The organism is Saccharopolyspora galaxeae, from assembly GCF_016526145.1.
GTDB lineage: Bacteria > Actinomycetota > Actinomycetes > Mycobacteriales > Pseudonocardiaceae > Saccharopolyspora_C > Saccharopolyspora_C galaxeae.
Genome location: NZ_JADDUE010000016.1, coordinates 55,239 through 67,816 on the forward strand (window position 1 = coordinate 55,239; position 12,578 = coordinate 67,816).

Sequence of the window (12,578 nt, forward strand, 5' to 3'; positions counted from 1 at the left end):
CGACGCGTCCACCGCGCCGATGGCACCGCGGCGACGAGCACGGGCGCGGCGTACCGGCGGAGGATGGTGGCAGCCACGCGGAAGGGAGCACGGGTGAAGATCGCGGTGCCGCAAGAGATCAAGAACCACGAGTACCGAGTGGCGTGCACCCCGGCAGGCGTGCACGAGCTGCGCGCACACGGCCACGAGGTGTTCGTGCAGGCCGGCGCGGGGTCCGGCTCGTCGATCCCGGACGAGGACTACCTCGCGGCGGGGGCGGAGCTGGTCGGTTCGGCGGACGAGGCGTGGGCAGCGGGCGAACTGGTGCTCAAGGTGAAGGAGCCGGTACCGGAGGAATACCCGCGGCTGCGCGAGGGGCAACTGCTGTTCACCTACCTGCACCTGGCCGCATCGGCCGAGCTGACCGGGGCGCTGATGCGCGCCGGGGTGACCGGCATCGCCTACGAGACCGTGCAGGCACCCGGCGGGAACCTGCCGCTGCTGGCGCCGATGAGCGAGGTCGCAGGCAGGCTGGCCCCGCAGGTCGGCTCCTACGCGCTGCTGCGTCCCAGCGGCGGGCGGGGTGTCCTGCCCGGCGGTGTTCCCGGAGTGGCGCCCGCGCGGGTCGTGGTGATCGGCGGCGGGGTCGCGGGGCTGAATGCGGCGACCGTCGCGCTCGGCATGGGCGCGGACGTGGAACTGCTGGACACCAACGTCGACAAGCTGCGCGACATCGACCGCGACTACCGCGGCGGCATCCGCACCGTGGCCTCGAACCGGTACACCGTGGAATCCGCGGTGCAGGCGGCCGACCTGGTGATCGGCGCGGTGCTGATCCCCGGCGCGAAAGCCCCGAAGCTCGTCTCGAACGAGCTGGTGTCGCGGATGAAGCCGGGCAGCGTGCTGGTGGACGTGGCGGTCGACCAGGGCGGCTGCTTCGCCGATTCGGAGCCCACCACGCACGACGCCCCGACCTACCGGGTGCACGAGTCGTTGTTCTACTGCGTGGCCAACATGCCGGGCGCGGTGCCGAACACCTCGACGCACGCGCTCACCAACGTGACGCTGCCGTACGCGCTGCGCATCGCCGATCACGGGTGGCGCGCGGCGTGCGCGGCGGACCCGGCGCTGGCGGGCGGGCTGAACACGCACGGCGGGAAGCTGGTGAACGCAGCGGTCGCGGAGGCGCACGACCTGCCGCTGACGGATCCGTCCGCGGTACTGGACTGACGGGGGTACTGGACTGACGGGGGCGAGAGCCCCGGAGCGCTGCACGGAACGTATGGGGCGGCCCGCTCAACCGGCCTGGGGGTCACCGGGAGCGGGCCGCCAACACCAGTGTAGGCCACGAACGCCTGATTTCCGACGACGCGGAGCGCGTCGGCGACTCGAATCGGCAGCCGAATCGATAACCACCCGAAGGAGTGAGTTCGACGCGTCCGGGTGCAGCTCGGCCGGACACCTGCCGATGGGAGGGCGCGAAGATCGGCCGCGGGCGACCGCGCTCGGCGTACCGGCCGCGACCCGGCCGGACGCGAAGGGCCGACGATCGGGCCCGAGAATACGGGGGAGCCCACCGTGGACGAGGCGAAGATGCGCGAGGCCGTCCTGGACCGGCTGGCGCGACTGGACCGAGTGGCCGCCGACGGCGGCGCCGAGGCCCTGCTGCCGGTGACGCGTTCCGAGCTGCGCCGCCTCACCGAAGGTCTCCGCGCGCTGTTGGCCCGGCACCAGCCCGATCTCGACGGTCACTGCCCTGCCTGTTCGGGAACGCTGCGCAGCCGGCGGTGGCCGTGCGAGGTGTGGCTGGTGGTGCACCGCCAGCTCATCGGCGACCGGTTCGGGCAGGCGACGGCCGAACCCGCCCCGCAGTTCCCGCCGCCCGAGCACGACCCCGAGCAGGACGCCGGGGATGCCGCGGACTCCGGCGAGACCGGCGAGATCCCGATTTGGCCGCAGTGGCACGACGACGAAACCGGCGAACCCGGCACCGCATCGCCGGGGCCGGAGTTCACCGCGCTCGCGCACGACCCGCGCCCCCACCGCTTCCCGCCGGTCGGCGGTCACCTGGAGTTCGACCGGGTGCCTCGCAGCCGCACCGCCGCGTCCGGCGCGGAGCGGCAAATCTCCTGGCCACCGCACCGCGGCGGCTGACCCGCCCACGCCTGGACGATCACCGCTGCACCGTCAGGCAGGATGGTGGCCGCGCCGAGCACCGGCGCGCCAACGGCGACGATGGAGGAGCGTGTGCACGACGGCAGCGGCCGGATCCTGGTGCAGCACCTGAGCAAGAACTTCGGCCAGGTCGGCGCGGTCCGCGACCTCAGCTTCGCGGTCGAGCCCGGGGTGGTGACGGGGTTCCTCGGACCGAACGGTTCCGGCAAGACGACCACGCTGCGCATGGTGCTCGGGCTGGTGAACCCCACCGAGGGCTCGAGCACGATCAACGGGGTGCCGTTCGCGCAGCTGCGCAACCCCGCCACCGTGGTGGGCGCGGTGCTGGAGGCGCAGAGCTTCCACCCGTCGCGCACCGCGCGCAACCACCTCCGCTGCTACGCCGCGGCGATGAACGTGCCGGACCAGCAGGTCGACCACGCGCTGGAACTCGTCGGGCTCACCGGCGCCGCGGGCCGCGCCGCGGGCGGGTTCTCGATGGGCATGCGGCAGCGGCTGGCGCTGGCCACCGCGCTGCTGGGCGATCCGCAGGTGCTGATCCTGGACGAACCGGCCAACGGCCTCGACCCGGAGGGCATCGCGTGGTTGCGCAGCTTCCTGCGATCGTTCGCCGCGTCCGGGCGCACGGTGCTGGTCTCCAGCCACCTGCTGCGGGAGATGGAGCACACCGTCGATCACGTCGTGATCGTCAGCCGCGGTGAGTGCGTCTACAACGGCCACCTCGACGAACTGCGCGCGCAGCAGAGCTCGCGCGTGCTGGTCCAGGCCAGCGACCCGAACACACTGGTCACCGAGCTGCAGGAAGCCGGCAACGAGGTGGAGTACCTCGCCGACGGGCGGCTGGGCGTCACCGGCTCGGACTCCAAGGCGGTCGCGGACCTCGCGCTGGAAGCCGGGGTGGCGATCTACGGGCTGGAGGACGAGCAGGTCGACCTGGAGCAGCTGTTCTTCCGGCTCACCAGCGGCCAGTACGTGGCGGGCGCCTACCAGCCGGAGCACGGCCCGGCGGGCGGCTGGGGACCACCCGGCAACGGGCCCGATCCGTACCAGCAAGCGCAGCAGTCGGACTCCCAGCAACGCGACGGCCTCGGAGGTGGCGCCTGATGGGCGGCCTGATCAAGTCCGAGTTCCGGAAGGTCTTCACCACCAACCTGTGGTGGGCGCTGCTCATCCCGGTCGCCGTGATCAGCTTCGGCTCCGGCTGGATGGGCACCGGATTCGGCACCATCAACTCGATCGAGCAGGAGATCGGCAGGCCGTTGCCGCTGGGCCTGCTGACCATGTCGATGTCGACGAACTTCAGCGTGATCTTCGCTGGGCTGCTGGGTGCGCTGGCGATCACCGGCGAGCACCGCAGCAAGAGCATCACCACGACGTACCTGACCGCCAGCTCGCGCGGAGCGGTGCTGAGCGCGAAGCTGATCAGCTACACCGGATTGGGCCTGCTCTACGGCCTGGTGAACGTGCTGGCCGCCACCGCGGGGGGTCTGGTGGGCGCCGGGACGAACGGGCTCGGCAACCTGGCCGACTGGTTCGCGGTCGGCGGTGCCGGACTGCTCGCGATGGTGCTGTGGACGCTGCTCGGCGTCGGGTTCGGCGCGGTGGTCTCCAGCCCGGTCGTGGCGATCATGGTGCTGCTGATCTACAAGTTCGTGTTCGAGTTCATCGTCACCAGCTTCCTGATGACCTCCGACCCGCAGGGCGTGAGCGCGTACCTGCCGGGAACCGCGGGCAGCGGCATCGTCGGCAACCTCGCGGTGCCGATCTTCATCCGCGCCGCGGCGGGCAGCAACGAGCAGATGGTGCCGCAGGACGTGTTCGACGTGCTGCACTTCTTCTTCGGCGGCTCGTACCACCACCCGTGGTGGCTGAGCCTGCTGACGTTCGCCGGCTACACCACGGTGTTCGTGCTCGGCGGCTGGTACTTCAGCAGGCGCCGGGACATCACCTGACCCGACGCCGCGACGAACGGACCTCCCGGCAACGGGGGGTCCGTTTTGTTTCGGTACGTGGCATTCCGCCCAGCACAACGACCCGAATGGGCAACGAACACCACGTCGTCGAACGGGCCGTGATGTCGGGCTCGGGACATAACCTGGCCTGGTGAGCGACTCAGACACGGCCGCCGACGGCGGCGCCGAGCGCACCCGCCCCGGGTGGATCCGCCGGCTGTTCGCCGCCTGCTGGCGGCATCCGATCGCCGTGCTGCTGGCGATGGGCGCTTCGGTGGCCGCGGTCGGACTCGAGGCGCTCGTCCCGCTGCTGACGAAGACGGCCGTCGACGACGCGGTCGCGGGTAGCACCGGCCGCCTGTGGTGGCTGGCCGCGGCGCTGGCCGGGCTGGGCGTGTTCCGCTTCGGCGCGGCGTTCGTGCGCCGCTACTCCGCGGGCAGGCTGGCGCTGGACGTGCAGCACGACCTCCGGCGAGCGGTGTTCGGCTCGGTGCAGCGGCTGGACGGCGGCAAGCAGGACGCGCTGCGCACCGGGCAGGTGGTGTCCCGGGCGATCACCGATCTGCAGCTGGTGAACGCGCTGCTGGCGATGTTGCCGCTGGCGGCGGGCACCGTGGTGCTCGCGGTGTTCGCGCTGACCGCGATGCTGTGGCTGTCCCCGCTGCTGACGCTGGTCGTGCTGGTCGTGATGCCGCTGATCGCGATCGTGTCCGCGCACAGCCGCAAGCGGCTGTTCCCCGCCACGTGGTCGGCGCAGCAACGCGCCGCGGACATCGCGCAGCAGGTCGAGGAGTCGGTCGCCGGGGTCCGCGTGGTGAAGGGCTTCGGGCAGGAGGCGCGGGAGGTCTCCGGCTTGGATGCCCGCGCGCGGCGGCTGTTCGCCGAACGGCTACGCGCGGCACGGATGACCTCGCTGCCGCAGGCGACCCTGACCGCGCTGCCCTCGGCAGGGCAGGTCGGCGTGCTCGGGCTCGGCGGCTGGATGGCGTTGCAGGGCCAGGTCGGCATCGGCACGTTCGTGGCGTTCGCCGCCTACGTCACGATGCTCGGCGGCCCGGCCCGGATGCTGGCCAGCGTGCTGGTGCAGGGGCAGGTGACCCGCGCGGGCATGGAGCGGATCACCGACCTGATCGACTCGCGGCCGGACGTGCGCAACCGGCCCGGCGCCGTGGACCTGCCCGAGGTGCCGCTGCGGGTGCGGCTGGACGACGCCGGGTTCGGCTACACCCGCGATCAGCGAGTGCTGGACGGCATGTCGCTGACCGTGCGGCCCGGCGAGACGGTGGCGCTGATCGGCTCGGCCGGTTCCGGCAAGTCGACGGTGTCGCTGCTGCTGCCCCGCTTCTACGACGTCCAGCAAGGCGCGGTGCGGATCGGGACCGCGGACGGGACGACCGAGCACGACGTGCGCGACGTGCGGCTGGAGTCGCTGCGCAAGGCCGTGGGCGTGGTGTTCGAAGAGGCGTTCCTGTTCTCCGACACCATCCGCGGCAACATCGCCTACGGGCGGCCGGACGCGTCCGAAGCGGAGATCGTCGCCGCGGCCCGCGCCGCGGAGGCGCACGAGTTCATCACCGAGCTGCCCGACGGCTACGACACGATGGTCGGCGAGCGCGGCCTGACGCTCTCCGGCGGTCAGCGGCAGCGGGTGGCGCTGGCCCGCGCACTGCTGTCCGACCCGCGGATCCTGGTGCTCGACGACGCCACCTCGGCGGTCGACCCGGCCACCGAGGCCGCCATCCACGACACGCTGCGCTCGGTCACCGCGCAGCGCACGACGCTGCTGATCGCGCACCGCCGCTCCACGCTCGCGTTGGCCGACCGGGTGGCGGTGCTGGAGGAGGGCCGCGTCGTCGATGTGGGGACGCAGCACGAGCTGGAGCGGCGCTGCACGCTGTTCCGCTCGTTGCTGGCCGGGCCGGGCGAGTCGATCGAGACGCCGCACGCGGCTCCGGAGACGACCTCGGCGCAACTGTGGCCGGAGGTCGCGGACGAGCCGGAGGCAGCGCACACGATCACGGCGCCGCAAGGCCCTGGTGCGCGCGGAACCTCGACGAGCAGCAAGGACGCCACTCCCCTGACCCCGGAATTGAAAGCAGGGATCCGACGACTGCCCGCGGCCACCGAGGCTCCGCGGCTGCCCGGCGTCGACGCCACCGCCCCCGACCCGCAGTTCCGGCTGACGCGGCTGCTGCGGCCGATCCGCTGGGGCCTGGTGCTCACCGTCGCGCTGGTCGCCGGAGACGCGCTGACTTCGATCGCACTGCCGTCGCTGGTGCGCGAGGGAGTCGACGGCGGAGTCGGCGCGGGCGATCCGGCGACGCTGTGGACGGTCACCGCGGTCGGCGCTGCGGTGGTGCTCGCGGCCTGGCTGGTGATCAAGGCGCAGACCGTGATCACCGCCCGCACCGGCGAGACGCTGCTGTACCTGCTGCGGGTGCGCAGCTTCGCGCACCTGCAGCGGCTCGGGCTGGACTACTACGAGCGCGAACTCGCCGGGCGGATCATGACCCGGATGACCACCGACGTCGACGCGTTGTCGACGTTCCTGCAGACCGGCATGGCCACCGCCGTGGTCAGCGTGTTCACCATCGTCGGCATCGCGGTCGCGCTGCTGATCACCGACCTGTCGCTGGCACTGGTGGCGCTGGCGGTGCTGCCGCCGCTGATCGTCGCGACGGTGCTGTTCCGCAGGGTCGCGGCGACCGCCTACGCGGAGGCCCGGGAACGGGTGAGCACGGTGAACGCGGACCTGCAGGAGAACGTCTCCGGCCTGCGGGTCGCCCAGGCGCACCGCCGCGAACGCCATTCCGCGAAGGTTTTCGCGCAGCGCAGCGACGCCTACCGGCGGTCGAGGCTGCGGGCGCAGCGCTACATCGCCACGTTCTTCCCGTTCACCACGCTGCTGTCCGAGCTGGCGCAAGCGGCGGTGCTGGGCGTCGGCGCCACCCGGGTCGCCACCGGCGACCTGACCGCCGGAGTCCTGGTGGCGTTCCTGCTCTACCTGGGCATGTTCTTCTCGCCGGTGCAGCAGCTGTCGGGCGTGTTCGACCAGTACCAGCAGGCGCGGGTCGGGCTGCGCCGCATCGGTGAGCTGCTGCGCACGCCGACCTCGGTGCCCGCGGCGGCCGAGCCGGTCGAGGTGCCGCCCCGGTTCGCCGGTGAGGTCGAGGTGCGCGACGTGTCGTTCCGGTACCCGGGCACCGACGAGCCCGCGCTGCGGGACATCTCGCTGAAGATCGACCCGGGGACCACGGTCGCCCTGGTCGGGCCGACCGGGGCGGGCAAGTCGACGCTGGTGAAGCTGCTCGCCCGGTTCTACGACGTGACTGCGGGAGCGGTGCTGATCGACGGGATCGACGTGCGCCGCTTCGAACCTGCCGGCTACCACCACCGGCTCGCGGTCGTCCCGCAGGAGGGCTACCTGTTCGCAGGCGACGTCGCCGCGAACATCGCCTACGGCCGCCCGGACGCGACCGATGCGGAGATCGAGGCCGCCGCCCGCGACGTGGGCGCGCTGCCCGGCATCGCGATGCTGCCGAACGGGTTCCGCCAGCAGGTCGGCGAACGCGGCCGGGAGCTCTCGGCCGGTCAGCGCCAGCTCGTGGCGCTGGCCCGCGCGGAACTGGTCCGCCCCGACCTGCTGCTGCTGGACGAGGCGACCGCGGCGCTGGGCCCCGCGACGGAATCGCTGGTGATATCCGCGAGCGACAAGCTGGCCGCGCGCCGCACGACGTTCGTGGTGGCGCACCGGCTGGGCACCGCAGCCCGGGCGGACCGCATCGTGGTGATCGACGGCGGGCGGGTCGTGGAGGACGGCAGCCACTCGGAGTTGATGGAGCTCGGCGGCCAGTACGCGCGGCTGTGGCACGCCACCGACGCGCACTCGCACTCCGCACCGGGCCTCGGAACGGTGCGGACACGGCACTGAGCTGCTGCTACCCGGCGTGTCCGCGCGCGATGCGTTGCGCGTAATCGACCGCGATGTGGGAACCAACCGCTCACGTCGCGGGAATCCGCGGCCGCTGCCGAAACGTTGCGCCGGATGCTCGCGACAACGGTGCGAGGCGTACCGGCGAGACCGGCGACGAGAACGGCGCATGATACGAGCGAGCCGCATCCGGCGGCGAGACCCGGACGGGCCAACTCGGCCCGGTATCGGGGTTTCCGTATCGATCCTGTGACCGAACTCTTCCGGCGGACGTCCGACTGTGTGCCAACCGCACGAATCGGACCGCTAGCCTGGTACGTGAGTGTGTGTACATCACGAGAAGATGGATCGAGGCGAGCGCCAGCCGTGTCCAGCAGCAGCCCTGCGTCACAGTTCGGCCCCAACGAGTGGTTGATCGAGGAGATGTACGAGCAGTACCTCCAAGATCCCGCGTCGGTTGACCCCGCGTGGCACGAGTTCTTCGCCGACTACAAGCCGGGGCAGGCGGCCTCGGGTTCGGTAGCCGCCGACAACTCCGCGAGCGCGGCCGGTTCTGCGAGCAGCACGACGACCGTTTCCGGCACGACCACGGCGACCGCGTCGCGCGGTACCGGCAACGGGCAGATCGGATCCGCCGGACCCCAGAACGCGCAGCAGTCCCAGCCCGCCAAGGCTGCCGAGCCGAAGGCCGGCAACTCCGCACCGCCGAAGGCGGCGGAGTCGAAGCCGGCCGCCGAGCCGAAGGCCGGCAAGCCCGCGGAGCAGAACGCGGCGGAGTCGAAGTCGGCCAAGCCCGCCGAGCCGAAGCCGTCCCCGCAGCAGGCCGCGAAGGCCGCTCCGGTCAAGGACGACGGCGCGGGCGAGGAGACCAAGCCGCTGCGCGGCGCGGCCGCGGCGATCGCCAAGAACATGGAGCAGTCGCTGACCGTGCCGACCGCGACGAGCGTGCGCGCGGTCCCGGCCAAGCTGCTGTTCGACAACCGCATCGTGATCAACAATCACCTGAAGCGGAACAAGGGCGGCAAGGTCTCGTTCACGCACCTGATCGGCTACGCCATGGTGCGGGCGCTGCGGGACTTCCCGAACATGAACCGGCACTTCGGCGAGGACGCCAAGGGCAAGCCCGCCGCGATCACGCCGGAGCACGTCAACCTCGGCCTGGCGATCGACATGCCCGGCAAGGACGGTTCGCGCAACCTCGTGGTGGCCTCCATCAAGGGCTGCGAACAGATGAGCTTCCAGCAGTTCTGGCAGGCCTACGAGGACATCATCCGCAAGGCCCGCAACGGCGCGCTGACCGCGGAGGACTTCGCGGGCACCACGATCTCGCTGACCAACCCCGGCCCGTCCGGCACGAACCACTCGGTGCCGCGGCTGACCAAGGGCCAGTCCGCGATCATCGGCGTCGGGGCGATGGACTACCCGGCGGAGTTCCAGGGCGCCTCGGAGAAGGCCCTGGTCGAGATGGGCATCAGCAAGATCGTCACGCTGACCTCGACCTACGACCACCGGGTCATCCAGGGCGCCGAGTCCGGCGACTTCCTGCGCAAGGTGCACGAGCTGCTGCTGGGCGAGGACGGGTTCTTCGACGACATCTTCTCGTCGCTGCGCATCCCGTACGAGCCGATCCGCTGGACCCAGGACATCCCCGAGGGCGCGGTGGACAAGACCGCGCGGGTGCTGGAGCTGATCGACGCCTACCGCACGCGCGGGCACCTGATGGCCGACATCGACCCGCTGAACTACCGGCAGCGCAGGCACGAGGACCTGGACGTGCTCTCGCACGGCCTCACCCTCTGGGACCTGGACCGGGAGTTCGCCGTGGGTGGCTTCGCGGGTCAGCAGTACATGTCGCTGCGCGACGTGCTGGGCGTGCTGCGGGACTCCTACTGCCGCACGGTCGGCGTGGAGTACATGCACATCCTCGAACCGGACGAGCGGGAATGGCTGCAGAACCGGGTCGAGAAGCCGCACGAGAAGCCGGAGCAGTCCGAGCAGAAGTACATCCTGTCCAAGCTCAACGCCGCCGAGGCGTTCGAGACGTTCCTGCAGACCAAGTACGTCGGGCAGAAGCGGTTCTCGCTGGAGGGCGCCGAGACGGTGGTGCCGCTGCTGGACGCGGTGCTGGACTCCTCGGCCGAATCCGACCTGGACGAGGTCGTCGTCGGGATGCCGCACCGCGGCAGGCTCAACGTGCTGGCCAACATCGTCGGCAAGCCGATCTCGCAGATCTTCCGCGAGTTCGAGGGCAACCTGGACCCCGGCCAGGCGCACGGTTCCGGTGACGTGAAGTACCACCTGGGCGCGGAGGGCAAGTACTTCCGCATGTTCGGCGACGGCGAGACGAAGGTGTCGCTGACCTCGAACCCCTCGCACCTGGAAGCCGTGGACCCGGTGCTGGAAGGCATCGTCCGCGCCAAGCAGGACATCCTGGACAAGGGCCAGGAGGGCTTCACGGTGCTGCCGGTGCTGATGCACGGCGACGCCGCGTTCGCCGGGCAGGGCGTGGTCGCCGAGACGCTGAACCTCTCGCTGCTGCGCGGCTACCGCACCGGCGGCACGGTGCACGTGGTGGTGAACAACCAGGTCGGCTACACGACCGCGCCGGAGCACTCCCGCTCCAGCAAGTACTCCACCGACGTGGCGAAGATGACCGGTTCGCCGGTGTTCCACGTCAACGGCGACGATCCCGAGGCGTGCGTCTGGGTGGCGAAGCTGGCCGTGGAGTACCGCCAGAAGTTCGGCAAGGACGTCGTGATCGACATGGTGTGCTACCGCCGCCGCGGGCACAACGAGGGCGACGACCCGTCGATGACGCAGCCGTCGATGTACGACGCGATCGACAAGATGCGCAGCGTGCGCAAGACCTACACCGAGGCGCTGATTGGCCGCGGCGACATCACCGTCGACGAGGCCGAGAAGGCGCTCAAGGACTACGCCAGCCAGCTGGAGCACGTGTTCAACGAGGTCCGCGAGCTGGAGAAGTACCCGCCGGAGCCGAGCCCGTCGGTGGAGTCGGAGCAGCAGGTGCCGACGAAGCTGATCACCGCGATCTCGCAGGACACGCTGGACCGCATCGCCCGGTCGCACGTGGACTTGCCGGAGGGCTTCACCCCGCACTCGCGGGTCAAGCCGGTGCTGGAGCGGCGCGCCAAAATGGCCGTCGAGGGCGAGATCGACTGGGGCTTCGGCGAGCTGCTCGCGTTCGGCTCGCTGGCGATGGAGGGCCGCCCGGTGCGGCTGACCGGGCAGGACAGCCGCCGCGGCACGTTCGGCCAGCGGCACTCGGTGCTGATCGACCGCAAGACCGGCGCCGAGTACACCCCGCTGCAGAACCTCTCCGAGGACCAGGCGAAGTTCCTGCCCTACGACTCGGCGCTGTCCGAGTTCGCGGCGATGGGCTTCGAGTACGGCTACTCGGTGGCCAACCCGGATGCGCTGGTGGCGTGGGAAGCCCAGTTCGGCGACTTCTTCAACGGCGCGCAGTCGATCATCGACGAGTTCATCTCCTCCGGTGAGGCCAAGTGGGGCCAGCGCTCCGACGTGGTGCTGCTGCTGCCGCACGGCCACGAGGGCCAGGGCCCGGACCACAGCTCGGCGCGCATCGAGCGCTGGTTGCAGCTGTGCGCGGAGGGCTCGATGACGGTCGCGCTGCCGTCCACTCCGGCGAACTACTTCCACCTGCTGCGCAGGCATTCGCTGGACGGCATCCACCGGCCGCTGGTGGTGTTCACGCCGAAGTCGATGCTGCGGATGAAGGCCGCGACCAGCTCGGTCGGCGACTTCACCGAGGGCAAGTTCACCTCGGTCATCGACGATCCGACGCAGCCGGACCCGTCCGCGGTGCGCCGCGTGGTGCTGTGCTCCGGCAAGCTCTACTACGAGCTGGCCGCGGAGAAGGAGAAGCAGGGCCACACCGACACCGCGGTCGTACGGCTGGAGCAGCTCTACCCGCTGCCCCACCGCAAGCTCGGTGCGCTGCTGGACCACTACTCGAACGCCACCGACGTCCGGTGGGTGCAGGAGGAACCGGCGAACCAGGGCGCCTGGCCGTTCCTGGGCCTGAAGCTGCGCGAGCACTTCCCGGAGCGGCTGCGCGAGCTGCAGCGGGTGTCCCGCCGGCCGATGGCCGCCCCGGCCACCGGGCTCAAGGCGGTGCACGACGTGGAGCAGGCCGAGGTCGTGCAGAACACCTTCGCCTGATCCGCACTCCCTCGAAGCGGGCCGCCGACACTCCGGCGGCCCGCTTTCTTGCTTTTCGCAGGTGGCCCGCGTAGTCCGACGGCGGGTGGCCGTAAGGTTCTCGGTTGCCGTGCAGGTTGGCGGTCCGGTGGCCGTCGGGTGTGAGGAGGAGCCGGTGTACTTCACCGACCGTGGCATCGAGGAGTTGGAGCAGCGTCGCGGCGATGAAGAGGTGACGTTGGCGTGGCTCGCGGACCGGATGCGCGCGTTCGTGGACCTGAACCCGGAATTCGAGGACGCGACCGAACGCCTCGCCACATTCCTCGCCCGCGACGACACCGACGAGGACTGACCCGCCG

7 protein-coding genes are annotated in these 12,578 nt (G+C 71.0%); all 7 read left to right on the forward strand.

The genetic code is table 11. The features are described from left to right. The first annotated feature begins 93 nt into the window (after positions 1–93). The 7 genes from ald (at position 94) to INP57_RS27130 (ending at position 12,571) form a co-directional block, all read left to right on the forward strand. Positions 94–1,209 carry an alanine dehydrogenase gene (gene ald / locus INP57_RS27100; RefSeq protein ID WP_200073196.1) on the forward strand — a complete coding sequence of 372 codons (1,116 nt, stop codon included), beginning with the start codon at positions 94–96 and terminating at the stop codon, positions 1,207–1,209. A gap of 348 nt (positions 1,210–1,557) precedes the next feature. Next, the gene (locus INP57_RS27105) at positions 1,558–2,133 is read left to right on the forward strand and encodes a hypothetical protein (RefSeq protein ID WP_200073197.1); all 576 of its coding nucleotides are present in this window, start codon (positions 1,558–1,560) and stop codon (positions 2,131–2,133) included. A 93-nt stretch (positions 2,134–2,226) separates the two neighbouring features. Further along, positions 2,227–3,258, forward strand: a complete 1,032-nt coding sequence (locus tag INP57_RS27110) for an ABC transporter ATP-binding protein (protein ID WP_200073198.1) — start codon at positions 2,227–2,229, stop codon at positions 3,256–3,258. Further along, positions 3,258–4,106 carry an ABC transporter permease gene (locus tag INP57_RS27115; RefSeq protein ID WP_200073199.1) on the forward strand — a complete coding sequence of 283 codons (849 nt, stop codon included), beginning with the start codon at positions 3,258–3,260 and terminating at the stop codon, positions 4,104–4,106. The genes INP57_RS27110 and INP57_RS27115 overlap by 1 nt, the downstream gene beginning before the upstream one ends. A gap of 148 nt (positions 4,107–4,254) precedes the next feature. Further along, on the forward strand, positions 4,255–8,037 hold the full coding sequence (locus INP57_RS27120) for an ABC transporter ATP-binding protein (RefSeq protein ID WP_374220978.1): 3,783 nt from the start codon (positions 4,255–4,257) through the stop codon (positions 8,035–8,037). Between the two features lie 423 nt (positions 8,038–8,460). Beyond that, a complete protein-coding gene (locus INP57_RS27125; RefSeq protein ID WP_233628387.1) occupies positions 8,461–12,240 on the forward strand; it encodes a multifunctional oxoglutarate decarboxylase/oxoglutarate dehydrogenase thiamine pyrophosphate-binding subunit/dihydrolipoyllysine-residue succinyltransferase subunit in 3,780 nt (1,259 codons plus the stop codon). Positions 12,241–12,394: 154 nt separating this feature from the next. Continuing rightward, positions 12,395–12,571: a DUF6104 family protein gene (locus tag INP57_RS27130; RefSeq protein WP_200073201.1), complete on the forward strand. Its 177-nt coding sequence runs from the start codon at positions 12,395–12,397 to the stop codon at positions 12,569–12,571. Positions 12,572–12,578 lie beyond the last annotated feature (7 nt).

What these genes read in the sequence shown, in the direction of transcription:
- INP57_RS27115 (WP_200073199.1), top strand. Translation starts at nt 3,258, where the DNA reads ATGGGCGGCCTGATCAAGTCCGAGTTCCGGAAGGTCTTCACCACCAAC.
- INP57_RS27125 (WP_233628387.1), top strand. Translation starts at nt 8,461, where the DNA reads ATGTACGAGCAGTACCTCCAAGATCCCGCGTCGGTTGACCCCGCGTGG.